Raw genomic sequence first — 20,526 nt, forward strand, 5'->3', positions numbered from 1 at the left:
CGACAGGGTCGCCGAAGCCCTCTCCCCGCACGCGGAGAGAGGGGAATTCACGGCTCCCGGGGTCATCATCAGGAAGCCGTATCATGTGCGGTTCTTCCAGCCGATCCTCGCGTGAAAAACCGTCAGAACGCGTAGCGCACCGAGGCACCGCCGTGGATGGTGTCGCCGACCGGCTGCGGCCCGAGCGTGCCGAGGATGAAGCCGTCGAGCGCCAGATCCTGCTGCAGGCGGTAGCTGATCCGTGCCCCGTACTCCACCCAGGTGAGATCCTTGATCGGGGTCGTGAACGGTACGTCCGCCACCGTCCCGTTCAGGCCGCTCTTCAGGCCGAAGCCGTGGGCGACGCCGAGATTCACTTGCGTCTCGATCGCGGTGCCGAACAGGCGCGTGTACTGCCCGCCGATCTTGGCGATGTTGATGATGTCGGTGCCGCCGCGGCTCGCCAGGGCGTAGGGGTTCGGGGCGAGCAGGCCCTCGGTGTACGCGCCCGCAAATTGCCAGCCGCGGCTATACTCGACGGCCGCCGCGACCTCGTCCTGCGGTGACAGCCGGGCGACGTAGCCGACCCGGCCGAAGACCGAGCCGCCGAGGGTCGAGACCCGCCCGGTGCCCTGGCCGGCCATGGTCCCGAAGGTGTAGCTCCGACTGTAGGTCGTGGTCTGGCTCGGCGCGAACAGGCCGCCGACATCCACGAACGGTCGTGCCGAGCCGAGACCCGCCGGATCGTAGCGCAGCAGACCGGCGAAGATCGGCCCGCCGGAGACGCGGACCCGGCCGCTGTCGTAGCCGGTATAGGCGAAGCCGCCGATGGCGATCAGTTCGTCGCTCAAGGCTTTGCGGCCCTGCGCACCGACGCTGTAGGAGCCGGCCATCCCGAAGCCGCTGAAACAGTCGCCGCAGCTGATCTGCTGGTTGAAGCCGGTGAGCACGCTGCCGAGAATGCGCTGCGTCACGAAGGCGCCGAAGCGGTCGCGCGCCAACCCTTGCGCCGCGGCGATCGCGCTGGTCAGGTCCGGCCCCGGCTCGGTCGGGCGGCCGGGCTCCGTCTCGCCGAACTGGAGGTAGGCGCTGTTCGCGTCGTAGCCGACGACCGGCTGCAGGCCGCGCACCGGCGCCGTGAAGGTGACGGTGGTGAACTGGCCGGTGAGCCCGGCGCTCGCCACTAGGATCGGCAACCGCACCGGCGTGGTGTAGGCCAGCGTCGAGGGCGTGATCTGGAGGATGCCGCCCGACGCGATCGTCGCGCTAGACGGCGTGACGAGCCGGCTCGCCGCCGTCAGCGACAGGGTCGTCGCCAGGGTGGAGCCCGATCCGAGCACCACCGGTCCCTCCGCCGTCAGCGTGCCGGTGGGGTTGGCCGCGTTGCCCGGCGCCACGAAGCCCCCCGACTGGACCGTGAGCGCGCCGACCCAGCCGGTTCCGGTCAGACCCGCGCCGGGGCCGACCGTGAGGATCGACGAGCCGGTGAGCGCGCCATCGACCTGGAGGATGCCGGCCGTGACCGCGGTGGCGCTGGCATAGCTGCCGGTGCCGGACACCACCAGCGTGCCGAGGCCGGCCTTCTCCAGGCTGCCGGGCCCGGAGATCGGCCCGGACAGGGCGATCGTGCCCGGACCGGAATCGATCGTCGCGAGGCCGGGATTCGCGAGGCGGATGGCGTTCTCGACCGTGTAGCCGCTGCCGAGGAAGGCGAGGCGGGTGCCGGAATCGAGGGCGATGGCGCCGCTGCCGGCCGAGCCCGGCCCGCCGAGCGCCAGCGTGCCACCCGCCACCGTGGTCCCGCCGCCGAAGGTGCTGGCTCCCGTCAGCGCCAGCGTGCCGGCCCCGACCTTGGCCAGGGACAGCGCGCCGCCGCCCGCGCCGTCCTGCAGCACGGTCCCGTCGGTGCTGCCGGCGCCCAGGGTCAGGATCGCTGCCGTCGCCGCACCGTTCTGGATCACGCCGCCCTGCCCCGTCAGGGTGCCGATGCCGAGGGCGTTGCCGGCGAGGCTCACCGTGCCGGCATTGGTCAGGCTGGTGAGGTCGGCCAGCGGACCGGAGAGTGTGAGGCTCGCCCCGGCCGCGTTCGTCACCGGCCCCGCGATCCGTCCCTGCGCCGTCACCGTGGCGGCGTTCGTCAGCGCGCCGTTGACGAGGTTGCCGGAGCCGAGCGCGAGGCTGCCGCCGCTGATCGTCACGGCGCCGTTCAGCGTGCCGGTGTTGGTCACGGCACCCGCATTGCTCGTCAGTGCGCCGGCGGTGCCGCGGTTGAGGAAGGTGCCGCTGTTGGCGACGGCCCCATTGATGGTGCCGTCGTTGATCGTGGAGCCGGCATTGGTGAGGCTGCCGCCGACCGCCCCCGCATTGGCGAAGCGACCTCCGGCCCCTGTCGCCACCGAGCCCGCCAGCGATCCGCCGGCGGCGAGCGCCAGGGTGCCGGCCTCGACCGTCGTCGCGCCGGTAAAGGTGCCGGCGCCCGCGAGCGTCAGCGTGCCGGATCCGAGCTTGCGCAGGCCGATCCCCGCCCCTCCGTTCAGCCCCGTGGCGATGGTGGCGGAGACGCCGGCATCGACGGTGACGAAGCTCTGGCTCGGCGTCGAGAACGGATCGCCGGTGAGGAGAAGCGCGCCCGGCCCGGCGAGGCGGTAGCCTTCGCTCGTGAATTGCAGGCCCTGCACGGCCTGCGTCCCGGCCACCGTCACCGTGCCTGCGCTGCCGCCGAACAGGCCGACGCCGGAGCGCCAGAGGTCGTTGATCTGCCCGCCGGGCAGGCGCGTCCAGTTGGTGCCGCCCGCGCTCCAGGTGCCAGCGCCGCCCTGGGCGCCGGCGGCGGCGCCGGTGGTGTCGGCGCCGTCCCAGAGCTGCACCGATTGGTTGCCGTTGGTGACGAGCACGTTCACCTGATTCGGGATGTCGGTGTAGACGAGCGCGCTGGTGCCGGCGCCCGGCGTCGTGACGCCGGCAAAGGCGCCCGAGACCGTGCCGCCGTAGTTGAACAGCCGGTAGGCGCCCGAGACCGGCGGAGCCGTAGCGCCGGCCGCCGAGACGAGGCTGAGCGTGCCGCCGAGCCCGAGATTGCCGCCGACATTGATGAGGTCGTTGCTCGCCCCGCCGACGATGCCCGGCGCGCCGAACGCGAACAGCGAGGTCGAGCCGGGGTTGAGGCTGTAGTTGCCGGCGACCGTCAGCGTGCCCGGCGAATTGCCGGCCGAGACGGTGCCGCCGTTGACGGTCACCGAACCGGCGATGGTGCCGGATCCGTGCAGGGTGCCGCCGGAATTGACGATGACGCTCGCGCGGTTGCCGGCGGTGTCGCCGAAGGTGCCGTTGATCGCCAGCGTCCCGGCCTGCACGTTGGCGCTGCCGGTGAATTGGCCCGCCGGACCGTTGCTGCCGGTCAGTGTCGTGACGCCGGTGCCCGACTGGTTCAGGATCCCTGAGCCGGAGATGACGTTGGCAAAATCCAGGAGGTCCGAACGGTTGAGCGTGAGCGTGCCGTTGGCCACGACATTGCCGGGGATCGTGCCGGCCGTGCCGCCGTCGCCGACTTGCAGGGTGGCGCCGGCATTCACCTGTGTGCCTCCGCCGTAGCTGTTGGCACCGGTCAGGACGACGCGGCCGGCCCCGCCCACGGTGAGGCCGCCGGGGCCGCCGACCACGCCGGTCAGGGTGAGCCTCGTACCCCCGTCCGGCGCCAGCGTTCCGCCCGAGGCGCCGAGGGCGAGCGCGCGGCCGGTGGTGAAGCTTGCGCCGGAGGCGAGCGTGCCGCCGCCGAAGCTCAAGCCGCCGGTCGCCGCGCCGAGGCTGGCATCGCTCGAGACGAGGACGGTGCCGCCGTTCAGCGCCGTGCCGCCGCTATAGGTGTGGGGGCCCGACAGCGTCAGAATGCCGGGGCCGACCTTGGCCAGGGACAGTGCGCCGCCGCCCGCACCGTCCTGCAGCACGATTCCCGCGGTGCTGCCGGACCCCAACGTCAGCGTCGCCGCCGTGGCGGCGGCGTTCTGGATCACGCCGCTCTGCCCCGTCAGGGTGCCGATGCCGAGCGCGTTGCCGGCGAGGCTCACGGTGCCGGCATTGCTCAGCCCGGTGAGGTCGGCCAGCGGACCGGACAGGGTGAAGCTCGCCCCGGCGGCGTTCGTCACCGACCCGGCAATCCGCCCTTGCGCCGTGACCACGGCGGCGTTCGTCAGCGCGCCGTTGACGAGGCTGCCCGGACCAAGCGCAAGGCTGCCGCCGTTGATCGTCACCGCGCCGTTCAGCGTGCCGGTATTCGTCACCGCACCCGCCGTGCTGAACAGCGCCCCGGCGGTGCCGCGGTTGACGAAGGTGCCGCTGTTGGCGACGGGGCCATTGATGGTGCCGTCGTTGGTCGTGGAGCCGGCATTCGTGAGGCCGCCGCCCACGGTGCCCGCATTGGCGAAGCGGCCCCCGGCCCCTGTTGTCACCGAGCCCGTCAGCGCGCCGCCGGACGCGAGCGTCAGGGTGCCGCCGGCCACGTTCGTGACCCCGTTGAAGCTGTTGGCGCCCGCCAGGGTCTGGCTCCCGCCGGAGAGCACTACGTCGCCGGTCCCGGTGATCGCGCCGGAGAACGTGCCGGAGGCGTCCGTCAGGGTCAGGCGGTTGGCGCCGAGCACCACCGTGCCAGCCTGGCCCGCGGCGGTGTCGCCCAGGCTCCGGATGGCGGCGCCGTTGGTCAGCCCGGCGATGTCGAAGGTGGTGCCGCTGGCCAGGGCGATCCCGCTCGATGCAGCGAGGGTAGCCGAGCCCGCCAGCGCCAGCGTGCCGGCCTCGATCGTCGTCGCGCCGGTATAGCTGTTGGCGCCGGTCAGGGTCAGGGTGCCGAGTCCCGTCTTCGTCAGCCCGCCCGTGCCAGTGAGCGGTCCGCTCGCGGTCATCGCGACGCCGGTTTCCGCCCGGATTGCTCCGCCGGCCGCGCCCAGGGTGACGGTGCGGTCGGTCGAGAGGGCGGCGGTGGCCTGCAGGGTTCCGCCATTCAGCAGGATTCCGCCCGACGGCGCGCCGAGATTGGCATCCGCGCTGACCGCGAGCGTTCCGCCGAGCACCTGCCAGGGCGTCGCCGCGGGCGTCGTGCCGGTAAGCGTCCACGTGCCGGCATCGGCCTTCTGGAACACGCCGAAATTCTGGAACTGTGCGCCGATCGCCGCGGCGGAGAACGTGCCGTCGCCGGTGCCGCCGAGGATGAGCCGGTCGGCGGCGCCGAAGGCGACGACCGCCCCGTCGATCTGCGAGGTCGTGGTCAGGGTCAGGCTGTTCAGCCCGCCGGTGAAACGGATGGCCCGGCCCGTCTCCACGGCGGCGGGGCCGGTGGCGCCGGCGCCGACGGCGACGAGGCCGGAATTGACGATGGTGAGGCCGGCGCCGACGATCGCCGTCCCGCCGAGACCCCCGCTGCCCGCGGCGCCGCTCGCGCCGGAGGCTCCGGCGCCGCCGGTGATCGTCCCGAGATTGATCAGGGTGCCACCTGCGGGGGCGAGCACGCCGATCCCGCCCGCACCGCCGGCCGCGCCCGCGCCGCCGAGGCCGCCGGTCCCGCCCGCAATGCGACCGAGGGTGGTGTTGGTGAGGCGGGTGGCGCCTTCGAGCAGGAGGCCGGTGCCGCCGGTGCCACCGCTCCCGGCGAGGACGACCGCATCGAGGCCCGCTGCGGGATCCTGCGCGCCCACGGCTCCGCCCGTGCCGCCCCCGCCGCCGGTGATGAGACCGACATTGCCGAACTCGGTGCCGGTGATCTGCGCCCCGGTCCCGCCCGCACCGCCCCGGCCGCCGGCCCCGCCCCGGCTCTCCGCTGGTAAGCCGGCCCGTCCGCCGTCGCCGCCCCGTCCGCCGTCGCCGCCCCGTCCGCCGTCGCCGCCGCGGACAGTCCCGGCATTGCCGAGGGCGGTTCCGCCGCTGATCCGCAGTCCGGTGCCGCCCGTCCCGCCGATCCCACCCGTCCCGCCGGAGGCATCGGGTGGGATCGGTCTCTCGCCGATGCTGTCAGCGTCACCACCCGTCCCGCCGATGCCGCCGGCCCCGCCGGCCAGGATGCCGGTGTTGCTGAAGCCCTCCGCGCCGGTGAGCTGCGCACCGGTCCCGCCGCGGCCGCCGATGCCGCCCGTTCCACCCGTGCCGCCCGTAGCGATCGGCGCGCCCGACGGTCCCGTGATCTCGGCGAAGCCGGTTGTTCCGGCCGCGCCGCCGCCGCCGGTGCCGCCGGTGATGGCGCCGGCATTCGACAGGCTCGCGCCGGCCGGTCCGGAGAATCCCGCGCCGCCCTCGCCGGCCGCGCCGAGCGCCGTCGGTGGGGTCTGGCCAGTGAAGTTCCAGCCGCCGCCGGTTCCGCCGGCCCCGCCGAAGACCGTGCCCTCCGCCGCGTTGGTGAAGAGGCTGCGGCCGGACAGGAAGACGCCGATCCCGCCCGCGCCGCCGGCCCCCGCGATCCCGTTCAAGGCCCGCTCCGTGTTGCCGCCTTTGCCGCCGCCGCCGCCCAGGATCGCCCCGGCATTGGTGACGGCGCCGGTTCCGGCGTTGCGCAGCCCGATGCCCCCCTCGCCGCCGCCGCCGCCGGCATGCGCGTCGCCGCCCGCGCCGCCGGCCCCGCCCTGCAAGGTGGCGCCGGCCCGGTTGGTGCTTGGCCCCACGCCCGTGACGATCGCCCCCTCGCCGCCGGCTCCGCCGCCCCCGCCGCCCTGGAAGCTGCCGGGCTGTGCGGCGTCGTAGCTCGCCGCACCGCCGCCCCGGCCGCCGTTGCCGCCGGTCAGCCCCACGGCATTGTCGATCTGCGCCTGTCCGGCGGCGCCGTTGCCGCTGGCGCCGCCCCCGCCGCCGCCTGCCCCGCTCGTGGAGAAGGGCGCATCGCCGCCGTCGCCGCCATTCGGCGAAGCGGTCGTGCCGCCGGCCCCGGCCGTGCCGCCCGGGATCGCGATCAGCGGTCCTTCGCCCTCGGGGAAGGTGTAGCCGCTCCCGCCGCTCCCGCCGGCGCGACCGGCCCCGCCGCCGCTGCCGCCCCCGCCGGCCCCGGAATTGTCGAGACTGCCCTCGGGGTCGGCGCTGCCCGCGGGCGCGTCAGTGCCGGGCCTGCCGTTGCCCAGCGTGTCGCCCGAACTCCGCCCGCCGGCCCCGCCGCTGGCCGGCCATGCCGGTGCGCCGGGGAGCAACAGGGCGAGAACGGCGCTTCCGACGAAGACGGTCGTGAGCAGCGCGTCGCGCTTATGCTGAGCCATGCCCCCAAACCCCGTCCCGCGCGTGCCCCGAGGCCGTCGGCCCCACCATCGCGCTTTTTCAATCGCGGGCCGGGTCCGAGCCTTATTTTTCAATTTGTCTCACGCATAGCCGATGCTTCCATCGACGGGCCGGCCCCATTGATTGCGCATCAACGAGTCCGAACCTGCGCGCACCGGCAGAAAGCTTGTCCTGATCGGGACTGCCCTTGCGCGGAGGCAGACCTTCCCGCGGCATGATTAGGCCTTTGTTGTTTTGCCGGGTAGGCTGCTCACGAACGATACCGTCTCGCTCCCCTTCCATGAAGCCGAATAGTGCCGCTGACCCTCGTCTTCCGCAGGCAAACCGAGCGAGAAGGACGCAAGGTGTGTGTCTTCCGCAACAGGCTGCGAGAGTGTTCTGGAAGGGTGGTGGACGGGCGGGCCATCCTGACGATGGTCGCCCGGCCGCGATTCGCCGGGGCTGGCCTCGGCGGCGCGGGCAAGCCCCGGCACGGACAGCGAGTCCCGGCACGGACGACAAGCCCCGATCGGACGGGGAGAGGGGAATGGACGGATGCCGACGATCGGCCTGTGCATGATTGTCAGGGACGAGGCGCATGTCGTGGAGCGCTGCCTCGACAGCGTCCGGCCCCTGATCGACGGCGCCGTCATCGTCGATACCGGCTCGCGCGACGGAACGCCGGAGATCGTGCGGGCCTATCTCGACCGCCACGGGCTTCCCGGTGCGGTGCTCGAACAGCCGTGGCAGGATTTCGCCCACAACCGCAGCGCGGCATTGGCGGCCCTCCGTGAGGACGCGACCATCGAGTACGCCCTGGTGATCGATGCCGACGACCGGCTCGCCTTCGCGGCCGGCTTCGACCCGGCGGCCTTCAAGGCCGGCCTCACCGCGGATGTCTACGACCTCGACATCCATCACGGGGGAACGGTCTACCGCCGGCCGCAACTGTTCTCGAACCGCCTCGCCTTCCGCTACCGCTCGGTCCTGCACGAGTTCCTCGAGGTTCCAGTCACCGCGCGGTCGCATGGCGTGGCGGCGGGGCTCTCCATCGTCTACGGCGGCGACGGCGCGCGCTCGTGCGATCCGCAGAAGTTCGCGCGGGACGCCGCCCTTCTGGAGGCGGCGCTGGCGGGCGAGGCCGATCCGTTCCTGCGCGCCCGCTACACCTTCTATCTCGCCCAGAGTTTGCGCGATTCCGGGCAGTTCGAGCGGGCGATCGAGGCCTATCGCGCGCGGGCCGAACTCGGCTTCTGGGATCAGGAGGTGTTCGAGAGCTTGCTCAACGCCGGCAAGCTGATGGCGCGGCTGGGGGAGGCGACAGAGGATGTCCTGGCCGTGCTCGAACGCGCGAGCGCGACCGTGCCGGAGCGCGCCGAGGCGCTGCACGCCGCGGCCCTGATCTGTCGGCAGCGCGGCGCGTGGGCGCCGGGCCTCGCGGCCGCGGAGCGCGGGCTCGGTCTTCCCTTGCCGGAGGCCGGCCTGTTCCTCCAGCCCTGGATCTACGCGATCGGCCTGCTCGACGAGTTCGCGGTCAACGCCTACTGGGCGGGCCGCGACATGGATTGCCTCGTCGCCTGCGCGATCCTCCTGGCGCGCGACGACCTCGATGCCCCGAGCCGCGCGCGCGTGCGGGCCAACCGCGACTACGCCGAGGACCGCTTGCGGGCGCGCGCTTCCCTCTGGACCGGGACGCTGAAGGACGGCGCCCCTCGGATCGCCGTGGTGACGGCCTACCGCGGGGACGATGCCGAGACGCTGCGGCGCTGCATCGCTTCGGTGGCGGGCCAGAGCGTGGCGGTGGACCACATCCTGATCGCGGACGGCCCGCCGCAGGAGGTGCTGGATCAGGACCTCGCCGCCGGGGTGGCCGACCACATCCGCCTCGGCGGCACGGGCGAGGCGCACGGACGCGCGGCCTGGGCGGCCGGCGGCCTGCTCGCCGCCGCGCGGGGCTATACGGCGATCGGCTTCCTCGATGCCGCAAGCTGGTACGATCCGGACCATATCGAGCGCTGCCTCGTCGCGGCCCTGCGCGTCGGGTTCGAGCGCTGCGGGCTCGTCACGGCCTCCCGCCGGCTCCGGCGGCCCGATCTCAGCGTCATGCCGCTTCCCGAGGAACACCCGGACCGCTTCGTCGATGCGAGCGGCTACCTGTTCCTGCCGGCGGGCTTTCACCTGTTCGGGCATTGGGCGCTGACGCCGGGGCCGCTGGCCGAGATCGACGACCGCCTGTTCCTGCTCGCGGCGAAGGCGAGCGGCCTTGCCGTCGGCCGGACCCGCTCGGCGACGCTCAACGGCATCGCGACCTACGCGGCAGCCTATCGGGACCTGGGCGAGACGCCGCCGGTCGGCGCCCGGGACAAGCCCGATCACGCCCGCTTCCGGGCCTGGATCGAGGCCCTGCCGCCGGAGGCGATCGCCACCCTCCGGCACCGGATCGGGGCCGATCCGCGCGACCTCTACCGGGCCGGTTCTCCCTTCGCGGCAAGCGCCGAGGTTCAGTAGATCCCGCGTCCCGGTCGGAGATGGACAGTGCGAAGGGGGCCTGCGGACGGGCCGTCGATTTGCAACAGCGCCGCGAAAAGCTGCCAATAGAGTTGCCGCCGCCGCCGGTTTCGCGTCTACGATGGGGCGATTGCCCGATGGACTGCCCCGCGATGCGCCTCGTCAGACGGATCTGTTTCGCCGGCTTGGCCGGCGGCCTCGCGCTGAGCCTGCCGGCCTCGGCCCAGCAGATCGGCGCGACGACGGTGGTGAAGAACGACGTGTCCCGCCTGAAGGGGGCGCAGAAGAACAGCCTCGCCGCGGGCGATACGGTGTTCCGCGACGAGGCGGTGCAGACCGGCGCCGACAGCCTCGCCAAGATCGTCTTCCTGGACCAGACCAACCTCTCGATCGGGCCGAATGCGCGCATCGCCCTCAACCAGTACGTTTATTCGGAGGAGCGGCCGGCGGGGAAGGTGGCGCTCAACCTGTTGAAGGGCACCTACCGCTTCGTCACCGGCGACCTCGACAAGAAGGCCTACGAGATCAAGACGCCCGTCGCGACGATCGGCGTCCGCGGGACGGTGTTCGACGTCTGGACCACCGGCGCACGCTCGGTCATCACCCTCACCGAGGGCGAGGTTCGGGTCTGCACCCGCAAGGCGAGCCCGCAGGCCTGCCTCACCCTCGACCAGCCCGGTGCCGTCGCCATCGTGACCGCCGGCGGCGTGACCTCCGGCCCGCCCGGCGCCGCGACGCGCTTCGGCTTCAACGGCTATTGCGGCGCCAATCCCGGCCTGTGCACGCCGACCCGCTTCTCGGAGGGAGGCGGCGTTCCGCAACCGGCCGCCTTCGCCGCTCTGTGCGGCCGCTGAGGCCCATCCCGAGCCCGAGCGGCCTGGGAAGGCTCCGATTCGGCTTCGAGCGAGGCCGTTGTGGGACGTGCTCGCGAGGCCACGACCGTTCACGGCTCACGTGCCGATCCGGCCCCAACTGCGTGCTGCCGAGGGCCTATGCCGCCCAAGCGAGAATCAGCACGCCGCTGAGGAACATGGCATAGGTCGCAAGCAGCGCGGAAATCTCACGGTGCTTGGACACGACGGCGCGGGAGACGGACAGCATGACGGTGATCAATCACGAGGTGACCGGATCAGCCTGATAGCCAAACCTTGACGGATTTGGAGAGGTTTGACGCCGGTTTCGCAGGAAAAGACGAGGTGTTGCGCGCCGGAGACTCGTCCAGGCGGCGTAACCCGCCGCGCGCGCAAGTCTTACCCCTGTGCCCGCTTGCGTTGTCCTCCGTCGAGGTCGGGAATGGACGATCCGGGCCCGCCCAACGAAAAGTAAGGCCGCCGCGGCGCGCACCGGAGAACGGTGCGATTCCAGACAGAGCCCGAACAACGGAGTTCAGGCCGGGTTGCTCCTACAGAGACCGACAGGAACTGTACTGGAGCCGCCATGAAGAACCCACACACGATCACTTGCGTGATCGGCTTCGCGCTTGCCGCCGTCGCCTGCTTGCCTGCCACCGCTCAGCCTCGGCAAGGATCGGGCGTGATCGTGACGGAGGACGGCAGCGTCACCGGCGGCCGCGACCGCGGCGTGTCGATCTCGCGTGGCGCCACGGGCGCCGACACCATCACCAACAACGCGGCCGCCGGCGGCAACGCCAACCAGCCCGAGCGCGCCGTTCCCCAGGGCAGTGCCGGCGGCGGAAGCGGTAACGGCCCGGGCCAGTAGGCCGCCGCGATCCTCCGTCGCGATCCTCGGCCCCGCCCGGTTCCGCCGGTGCGGGGTTTTTCGTGTCCGGCCCCCTGTGAACGGTCAACGGGCCTCCGGCCCGTCGAAGCGAGGCCGTTGCCTTTTCCGGCACGGACGTTTCGTGCCGCTGGATCTGCGGTCCCGGCCTGTGGTGTAACGGCTCGCGCCCGAAGCGTTCGGGCGCTTCGGTCCGGACCCGACGGATCGCTTCGCCGAGGGTCGGGCCGCGCGTTCTCTCAGGCCTGCGAATGACGACGGGCTCGGGGAACGGTCGAGGGAGTATCCGTGAGCCAACAGAACCGTCCGCAAGGTGAGCCGGCCGAGGATCCTCGCACCACCGCCGTTCTGATGCTCGTCGCGATCCGTGAAGCCAGCGCTCACCTCGGCAAGCTGCTCCGGCTGGCGCGAACGGAAATCCGCGGCAATCTGCGGGCGGTCGCCCTGCTCGTGCTGCTGTTCGGCGGCGCGCTCCTGCTGGTCGTCGCCGCACTGGTTCTCCTGCTGTTCGCCCTGCGGGACGCACTCGCGACGCTGATCGGCAGCGAGACCGGGGCGGCGCTGATCGTCGCCCTGCCGTTCGTGCTCGCCTCGGCGATCCTGTCGGTGTGGGCGCAGCGCGTCTGGAACCGGCCGTCCGTCGAAGGCTGACGCGCCCGGCGCCGGGCTCCGTCATTCCGCTCGCCCGGCCGGCGCCCGTCCTGTCCGGGCGCGGCCGAGCGCGCGATGCTCTATTTCATTGCTTTTGCATCGTCTTTTCCGAAAGCCGGTGGCCACCTTTCGGGACGATGCTCTATCGGCGCCGAACCGAAGCGCCGGCATCGGTGAGTGCGCGACGGCTACGGCGTTTCCTGTCGAGCCGCGGCAATCATGCGATCCCCGTCCTCGCGCAGCAGGAGGCGCTCCGTCACGAGCGCATCGACGGACTTCGTCACGGCCGCGCGATAGGCGTCGGCATCCGGATAACGCTCTTCCACGGACCGTCTGGGATCGCCTTTCTCGATCCGCTCGGCCTGCGTGGCCGGGAATGGGATCTGGCTGCCCTCCCGGTCGCACAATGCGTCGGCGGGGAAGGGATCGGCATAGAGGTTCCAGCCCGTGAAGGTTGCCCGCGGTGCCGCGACGGCCGGCAGACGGATGCCGGCCGCATCGTTGCCGTCGGCGTCGACGCGCGGGACCAGCGGGCGATATTGCGGCCCGCTTTCCGGGCGCGGGTCCAGGTAGGTGCTGAAGCGCGCCATCGCATTGGGCGCCGTCGGGACGGGGACGCCGACCATGAACGGAAAGCCGATCTCCGCCGCCTCGACCAGAGTCCCATCGGACAGGCGGGGAACACGGCTATCCGGGGGTGCCTTGCCGTCCTTCACCCACTCCTCTAGCGCGACGAGTAGCGCGCGAACTGCCGGGGCCGGATTCAGGGTGCTGCGCGGGTTCGTGCACGGTCCCTTCGTCGAGGTCAGGCCCGCACGCCCGTAATGGAAGCCGCTCGAGACCAGATAGGCGCGCGCGGTGTCGGGCAGCGGCACATCGCTGCGGCCGACCGGGTCGGTCGTCAGGAGGGAGGCGCCCTTCTGCCAATACTCCGTGCCGGTGTTCGCTTCGATCAGCAGCGGATCGAAGCCATCGTCCCGCAGGATGCTGCCCGTCCGCCCGGTGATCGGGTCGTGCTGGCGGGCAGTCGAGAACGGGAAGGTGTTCTCCGGATAGAGGTGGTCTTCGTGCTGCGTGTTGGTGCGCGAGGGCTGACCGAAGCGGGCATTGAGGAACACCCCGCCCACGCCCGCGATATGGGACAGCACGCCGTCGAAGACCCGCTTGCCGGTCTCGTCCCGGTTGAAGCCCTGCTGGATGAAATCGCGGAGATAGCGCCCACTCTGCGAGATGCCGAGCGCGAGGGTGTGCCTGATGGCGCCGCCCGCCGGGTTGGCCGCAGCCCCGGCCTCACTACGGAGATAGGCCACCACATCCCGCGTGGCGGCGAAACCGATCCCGAGCACCTTCGGCTCGGTGGCTTGGTAGGTGAACTCGTAGAGCGAGCCGGGCAACGGCTTGGTGCCCTTCGGCAGGAGCTCGATCTGACGCGGCGTGGCGTAGTGCCAAGCCTCCGGCGGCACCGGCCGCGGCGGGTCGGCCTCCCGGCGCCGCACGGTGAGCCGCGCGCTCGTCTTGTCCTGGCTCGCCGTCTTGAAGGTCAGGGCGAAGGGCGCCTCCGGGGGCCCGCGGGTCGCGCTGACGAGCTCATCGCGCACGCGCTCGACGATCGGCTTGCCGTTGCGCGTGGCGACCGGCACATCGATGGCCATGCCGCCCTGTTGGCGCAGGGCATCCGCCTCCCAGCCGGACCAGACGAGGGTGTAGCCCCGGCGCAGGACGAGCCCGGTCCCGGCATCCGTGGCGGTCCTCGGATCGTTGACGGCCTGCACGCCTTGGGCCGGCGCATCGAGGACCCAGTTGAAGAGGAACTTGCGGCCCCGGTTCAGCACCTCGAACAGCAGCGTTCCGCTGCCGCGGGCCGGATCCTTGGGCCGCAGGATGAACAGGTCGGTCTTGTACTCGACCATGCCGCGGGCGTTGCGGGGCGCCAGGGCGATGTCGACGATGCCGGCATTGGCGGGGTCGGCCGGGTCGAGCTCGCCGCGGGCCGTGCCGACGACGCGCTCGTAGCTGCCGGCCGCGCCGAACTCGGCGCCGTCGGCAAAAGGCTCGACGCTGGCGATCTCGATGCCGGTGATGCCCGCCTGGGCCGGCGCGGCCCCCAGAGCGCAGCCAATTGCGCCGACCACAACCCAAACGTTGCGCATGTTCGCTCCCTATCCGGCTCGTGCTGGCCGGTCTCCTCAGCAAACATGCCCGGAGGGCACAGGTCGAGAGAAAGGTCGGGTCTCGTCCTGCATTCTCCTTTGCCGCCTTCGGTCGGCGTGTCGTGTCCGATCGATTCTAATCCTGCAGGCCGCCCCCCCCGCGGGTCCGGCGGACGGCCTGGGCTTCGAACGTCCGCAGGCACGTCGTGCGGTGGCTGCGGCGAGAACTGCCTCGGGCGCGACCCTCGGGCATCACCAAAACCGTCTGACATTATTTTGCAGCAACGCGGCGCGCAGCCTTTTGCGTGCGCTCGAGGGATCGGTATGATCGTGCCGAAATGTGACGCGTGGGAGCCAGCCGTGACATCGACACTGACATCGACACTGCCGCAGGGGGCGAAGCCAGGCGATATCGTGACGCCTGACGGCAAGATCCTGTGCCGGGATCGAGAGCTTCACGAATACGGCTACTTCACCGTCACCTACGAGCAGGCCCAGGTGGCGCGCCAGCATGGCTGGGGCTGCCGGGCCGGCGTCGTGCTCGACGGGGAGCATTCCGACGAGTGGAGCTGGGACTACGCCGAGGAAGAGCGTCGCACGGCGCTGGAAAACGGCGACGAGCCGCCCCGGGTGCGGATCTATCGAGAGCCGCCGGCCTCCTGCCCCGTCGAGACGGCCCCCTCATGCCGCCTCGAGAGCCGGTAGACGAACGAGGCGCCGGCCCGAGAACGCTCGTGAGCCCCGTCCAGAAGTCCGGGGCTGGCCCCGGACTTCGCGTTGTGCCCGACCCGAATGCATCGGGCCGGCGGCTTTCGTTCCCGGTCGTGCCGCGCATTCTTTCGGCGAACCGCAAACCACTTCGTCGGACAGCGCTCCGATCCGGTCTCCGCTTGATCGGAGCGGGGAGCGTACCGCTCAGCCCACGCGGCGCTTGAGGAGGGCAATCCATCGCGCAGGCGCGAAGGGATCCCGCCGAAGGCCGAATCCGCCATCCCGAAGGGATCCAGCCGGATCTGGTATGAGACCGCGCAAGGTCGGCGGTCGATGCGCTTGTGCCGTTGGTATCGACGCGGACACGACCTGGCCTACGCAGCGGCGCCCGGCTTCTTTGGCCGCACAGAAGGCGGCACCCGCCTTGGCGAGGGCCGCTCGTGTGCCGCCGAGAATCGAACACTGGGCGTCACCGATCCAACAAAACCGGCGGCGTACCAGTACGTCGGACCAGCGCGTCAACGTGAGGTTCAAGGTTCGGGGCACGCTCCGTCGGCGATGGCCAGCCCGCCACAGGGCCGAGGTGCGGGTACCGTGTGGCAACGCGATGGATGGCTGCTGCCGCGCGATCACGATGATATCTCAGCCCTTTCCAGGCCTGAGATGAGACGAAGAAGACTGCAAATTGAGCAACTGAGGCGCATCAAATGCGAATCATCGCGTTCACAGCAATTTAAGCTCAGAGCCCCATCCTGCGATCGAAGAGGCAATTCGATGGTGTTTTAAAATATTAAAAATTCCTCATCTGTATCGGGTGGCTTTCCATGGAATGCACGTGTCGCGAGAGATGCTGATTTCATTCCCATCAGGCGCCGGTCGTGAAAACGAATCTCTCGACGCCAACCTGAAAGCTCGCGTCCGTGTGGAGCAGCTCGACGTTGCTCTGCGTCTCGTTCCTTTTACGGTGCTCGTCAGCCTGAGCGTCGTCCAAGTCATCGTCTACCTGTTCTGGAATCCCGCCAATCGCGCGTATCTCGGCATGCTCGAAGCGGTCATTCTGCCGCTTGCGATTGTTGTGCTCCAACAATGCTGGCTCTGGCGTTCGCGTCCCAAGCCGCGTGAAGTGTCGGTCTCGTTCATCCGTCGCGCCGTCTTGGCCGCCTACATCTATGGCGGTCTGCTCGCCTCGATCCCGGTCATGCTGTTCGTCGGAGCCGATCCGGACGGGCGCCTGCTCATCGCCGCCAGTTGTGCAGGCCTCATCGCGACAGGGATGAGCGCCGCCGTGCTGCCGCGTGTCGCCATCGGCTTCTCTGGCCTCATCATCGCCGGATCCTTCTTCGGGTTGGCGGCGACGGGAGAGCGCTTCTACACCTACGTCGCGATCCTGCTCTTGTTCTACGCGGCCTTTGTCTGCTTCACGATCCTGCATCTCAGCCGCCTCCTGAAGATGCGCGTCGTCGCACAGGTCGACTTGGAGAGGCAGCAGGAATTCACAAATCTCCTGCTCAACGAATTCGAGGAGAATGCGAGCGACTGGCTCTGGGAAACGAACGCCGAGCTTCGCCTCCAGCATGTGTCGCCGCGGTTGGTCGAGGTCGCCCGCTCCTCGGAGCGCCAGCTCCTCGGCCTGCCTCTCGAGCAATTGCTGTTCCCCGCGGTCGCTCCGCCCGACGGGCATCCGAGCACGGTTCTGTGGACCTGCATCGCGGAGCGCCGCACCTTCCGCAACCTCGTCCTCCCGCTCAACATCGCGGGCGAGCAGCGCACGTGGCAACTGAGCGGAAAGCCGATCTTCACCAACGGTGTCAGCTTTTCAGGGTATCGCGGCGTCGGGTCCGACGTGACGGAGAAACGGCGGTCGGAGGAGCGCCTGTCCTATCTCGCGCTGCACGACTCGCTGACGGACCTCCCGAACCGGGTCCAGTTTCAGCAGCTTCTCGAAGCAGCCCGCGAAGAGCTCGGACCGGACGGGCGATTTGCGGTGCTTGCGCTGGATCTCGACGAGTTCAAGAGCGTGAACGACACGTTCGGGCACGCGGCCGGCGACGGGCTCCTGCGGGCCGTCGCCGAACGGTTACGGCGCTTCGCGTCCTCCGACGTGCAACTCGCCCGCCTCGCAGGCGACGAGTTCGCGATCCTCGCGAGAGGGGCGGCGGCGAGCGATCGCCACGCGATCGCGTTGCTGGCCAGCGACATCGTTGCGGCGGTCGCATCCCCCTTTTCCATCAGCGGCATCCGGGTGAGTGTCGGCGTGAGCATCGGCATTGCCGTCGCGCCCCAGGACGGCGGCGAGGAGATCATGCGGCGGGCCGACCTCGCGCTCTACCGAACCAAGGGTGAGGGCCGGAACGGATACCGCTTCTACGAAGCCGAGATGGACGCGCGGATCGAGGCGCGGCGCGCATTGTCGACGGAGCTGCGCGGGGCCCTCGATCGCAACGAATTCCTCCTCTACTTCCAGCCCATCGTGACGAAGGAGGGCCGGATCCGGGCCTTCGAGGCGCTCGTGCGCTGGGATCACCCGAAACGCGGCTTCGTCTCGCCCGCCGACTTCATCCCGCTGGCCGAAGAGACGGGCGTGATCATCCCGATGGGCGAGTGGATCCTGCAGCAGGCCTGCATGATCGCCGCGGCCTGGCCCAGCGACATCAGCGTCGCCGTCAACCTGTCACCCATCCAGTTCCGTCACTCAGACCTGGTGCTTCTCGTGAATTCCGCGCTGCAGGAAAGCGGCTTGGCCGCCTCGCGGCTGGAGCTGGAGGTCACGGAGTCGGTGTTCCTCGAGGCAACGCCTGCCATCAAGACCGCCCTGGTCAAGCTGCGTGAACGGGGGGTGCGGCTCTCCGTCGATGATTTCGGAACCGGCTATTCCAGCTTGAGCTACCTTCGCCGACTGGCCTTCGACAAGATCAAGATCGACCAGTGTTTCGTCCGGGACCTCCCGCACGAGCAGAGCGGCGCGGCCATCGTCCGCGCGATCATCGATCTGGCGACAAGCCTCAAGATGACGGTCATTGCCGAGGGCGTCGAGACCGAGGCGCAGCGCCGGTGCCTCCTGAGCCTGGGTTGCCACGAACTCCAAGGCTATCTGTTCAGCAAACCCGTACCGGCCGAGGAGGCCAATGCCCTGGCGAGCCAGCAAGGCCTCCGGCGGGGAAAGATCCAGGCCGCCTGAGGCCGCCGAGAGCATCGATCCGGATACCGGATCCGGGACGATGCTCTCTGGTCTTTCTCTTGAATCGTCCTCGTCCGAAGACCGGCGACCGCCTCGTGGAACGATCCTTTCGAGGGTCTCGCGAGATTCCCGTCACAGACCGCTCTCGCTCTGGCGGCAACGCGCGACGGGAGTTTTTTCGAGGGCCGCTCAGACGCCGATGCTCCCGGCGCCCAACGGACCCGGAACGGTCGAGGCCGCATGCGGAGAGCTTTTGGGCCAGTAGGGAAGAAAGCCCTCGATGATGGTCCGCGGGATGTCCAGCGGACGATACTGGACCGTGTCCACGAACATCAGGGACTGCTCGCCGCGACCGAGCAGACCGTTGATCCCGCTATGGATTTCGTGCGCGAGCGTCACGAATTTCCGGTTGTGGCTGGCGATGCGGACACGAACGGTGATGGGCTCGAACTCGGCGGCCTCGCGCCGGAAATCGTGCTGGAACGATTTCGTCAGCACGTAGAAATCCGTCGATTTCAGATCGAAGTCGGGCATGCAGGTGTTGAAGAACAGCTCTCGCGCCTTGCCGACCCAGCGGACGTAGTTCGCGAAATAGACGTTCCCGACGGAATTGGTGTCGTCGTAGGTCGGGGTCAGATTCAAGGTGAACCACTCCCCGTCGAAGCCGTGCGAGGCGATTGCCTCATCCCGGGGTACGGCGACCACCACCGTCCTCGTGGCAGGCTCGTCCGCGGGCACCGGTGCCGGCGTCGCCGACGCGGCCGGCCGGTCACTGAAGCCGAGCAGCTCCGCGATCATCGGCAGCGCGCCGACGAGCCCGATGACCGGCGCCAGGGTCAGATACGCCGCGTTCGGCTCGATGTAGCCGGTCAGGAAGACGAGGCTCGCGGCCAGACCGATCATGTAGCTGAGGACCGGGTCGTAGCGCCGGGAGGCTCCGAGCGCCTCGCAGACGAGGCAGGCGGCTCCACCCACGAGGAGCGTCGCGAAGGGCACCATCAGGTACATCAGCGAGAGATTGAGTTGAATCGCAACGACCGCGGCCGTGAAGGCGGCCATCAGGATCCAGATCGGCGACGACACCATTGAGGCCGGCACGAAGGCGAGGAGCGGCGAGTTGCTGCGCGTCGTGATGGCCGTCATGAGCCAGCGCGTCGCGCTGTAGAAACCGTCGATCGTGGTGGCCGCCGCCACGACCGTCCAGATCAGGAAGGCCGCCGTCACGCCCGCGAGGTGCGTCCGCTCCGTGGCCTGCGCCACGGCGGCGTAGGCTCCGGGCAGGCCGTCGAACGACACGACCGGCTCGCCCAGGCCCGCCGCGGATGCGAGCAGGGCATTGAGGGTCAGCAGGCCGACGAAGAGGACCGCCCCGATCGCATAGGCCGACCGGACGGAAGCGCCCTCGCGGTGAATCTCGACCGCGCGCTGCCACTGCTGCACGTCCATCCAGGGGCCGAGCAGAAAGCCGACGAGCGAGGGAAGCACGAGCCCATAGAAGCGCTGATCGAAGGAGGACAGCGGGACGCCCGGACCGCTGGATCCGCCCGCCAGCCCGGCGACCGCCGCGAGGCCGGCGCACACGCCCAGGATCAGGACGACGCCGTGCAGGACCTTGATGCGACGAAGTGGGATCGCATGTCCGATCGAGCAGGCCACGAGGATGAGCGCGATCGAGCCAATCACCGCGTCCCGCCCGAACAGGGGCATCCAAGCATAGGCGATGAAGCCGAAGATCGTGATTGCAACCGCGAGGAACTGACAGGCGAGGAACAGAATCGCGTAGGGTCCTTGGATGGCCGCCATAATCTTGTCGGGGCTTCGTCCCCGTGCGCCGAGGATCCAGCCAAATAAGGCAAGGCCGACTGCATTCGGCAAAGCAAAGGCAAGGAAGCCGAGCCATCCGTATGTCAGTGTGACATGGATCGCATAGAAGAAGCCGAGCCCCCAAAACCAGGATAAGGCGATTGTTGGTGCCCACGTTGCTGAGCGAAGGAGCTGATTTAGCATTCTGCTTTGCGACTCCGTTGTGCCGGCCCAGACATAGCGAACCTAATCCGTTGCGGGAATATGGAAACGTCCGAGGCGACCTGATGGGGGCCGAACCCTGATACGCCGCCCGGCGGACCCACGCCACAGCTTCTGGCTGCGAGTGACCCTCCCCTGTTCGTCCCCGTTCAGAACCGGAATCCGTTCCGGGGCCTGATCCAGCCTGGACAGGCTTGCCAACGCGTTCGGGATGAGCCCGCCGAGGCTTGTGTGAGGGCCGCCGGTCCTGTGCGCGGCCCGCCGCGCCACGATGATGGTCCGGGCCGTCGGCAGGGTCCGAAGCCGCCCTCATCGCCTTCCGGGGCTGATCGAGCCTCGACGCGCCGCAACAGCTCATCAACCATG

At 70.1% G+C, this 20,526-nt stretch carries 9 protein-coding genes and 1 pseudogene; 6 read left to right on the forward strand and 4 right to left on the reverse strand.

Annotated features, from left to right (window positions below; translation table 11 throughout):
• Window positions 1-122: 122 nt before the first annotated feature.
• Entirely contained in the window at window positions 123-7,202 is a 7,080-nt protein-coding gene (locus tag LPC10_RS08250; protein ID WP_255700745.1) for an autotransporter-associated beta strand repeat-containing protein, read from the reverse strand.
• A gap of 574 nt (window positions 7,203-7,776) precedes the next feature.
• Between LPC10_RS08250 and LPC10_RS08255 the strand changes: the two genes are divergently transcribed.
• The 4 genes from LPC10_RS08255 (at window position 7,777) to LPC10_RS08270 (ending at window position 12,096) form a co-directional block, all read left to right on the forward strand.
• Complete coding sequence (locus LPC10_RS08255; RefSeq protein ID WP_231346260.1) at window positions 7,777-9,708, forward strand: glycosyltransferase; 1,932 nt, start codon at window positions 7,777-7,779, stop codon at window positions 9,706-9,708.
• A 152-nt stretch (window positions 9,709-9,860) separates the two neighbouring features.
• Window positions 9,861-10,562 (forward strand): FecR domain-containing protein, encoded by a 702-nt coding sequence (locus LPC10_RS08260; protein ID WP_231346261.1) that lies wholly within the window; start codon window positions 9,861-9,863, stop codon window positions 10,560-10,562.
• Window positions 10,563-11,145: 583 nt separating this feature from the next.
• On the forward strand, window positions 11,146-11,427 hold the full coding sequence (locus LPC10_RS08265; RefSeq protein ID WP_231346262.1) for a hypothetical protein: 282 nt from the start codon (window positions 11,146-11,148) through the stop codon (window positions 11,425-11,427).
• A 306-nt stretch (window positions 11,428-11,733) separates the two neighbouring features.
• Window positions 11,734-12,096, forward strand: coding sequence for a phage holin family protein (locus LPC10_RS08270; protein ID WP_231346263.1), 363 nt, complete (start codon window positions 11,734-11,736; stop codon window positions 12,094-12,096).
• Between the two features lie 188 nt (window positions 12,097-12,284).
• Here the strand turns inward: LPC10_RS08270 and LPC10_RS08275 are convergent, their stop codons facing one another.
• The gene (locus tag LPC10_RS08275; RefSeq protein ID WP_231346264.1) at window positions 12,285-14,246 is read right to left on the reverse strand and encodes an alpha/beta hydrolase domain-containing protein; all 1,962 of its coding nucleotides are present in this window, start codon (window positions 14,244-14,246) and stop codon (window positions 12,285-12,287) included.
• A gap of 372 nt (window positions 14,247-14,618) precedes the next feature.
• On the opposite strand from LPC10_RS08275, the gene LPC10_RS08280 reads away from it, so the two are divergent.
• Window positions 14,619-14,951, forward strand: coding sequence for a hypothetical protein (locus LPC10_RS08280; RefSeq protein ID WP_370644718.1), 333 nt, complete (start codon window positions 14,619-14,621; stop codon window positions 14,949-14,951).
• Window positions 14,952-15,921: 970 nt separating this feature from the next.
• Window positions 15,922-18,135 carry a bifunctional diguanylate cyclase/phosphodiesterase gene (locus LPC10_RS08285; RefSeq protein ID WP_231346266.1) on the forward strand — a complete coding sequence of 738 codons (2,214 nt, stop codon included), beginning with the start codon at window positions 15,922-15,924 and terminating at the stop codon, window positions 18,133-18,135.
• Between the two features lie 189 nt (window positions 18,136-18,324).
• Here the strand turns inward: LPC10_RS08285 and LPC10_RS08290 are convergent, their stop codons facing one another.
• Together LPC10_RS08290 and LPC10_RS08295 are read right to left on the reverse strand one after the other, a co-directional pair.
• Entirely contained in the window at window positions 18,325-19,938 is a 1,614-nt protein-coding gene (locus LPC10_RS08290) for an acyl-CoA thioesterase (protein WP_370644682.1), read from the reverse strand.
• A gap of 396 nt (window positions 19,939-20,334) precedes the next feature.
• Window positions 20,335-20,460 (reverse strand): annotated as a pseudogene (locus tag LPC10_RS08295) (IS3 family transposase); the annotation flags it as partial.
• Between the last annotated feature and the right edge of the window lie 66 nt (window positions 20,461-20,526).

The organism is Methylorubrum sp. B1-46, assembly GCF_021117295.1.
Taxonomy (GTDB): Bacteria; Pseudomonadota; Alphaproteobacteria; order Rhizobiales; family Beijerinckiaceae; genus Methylobacterium.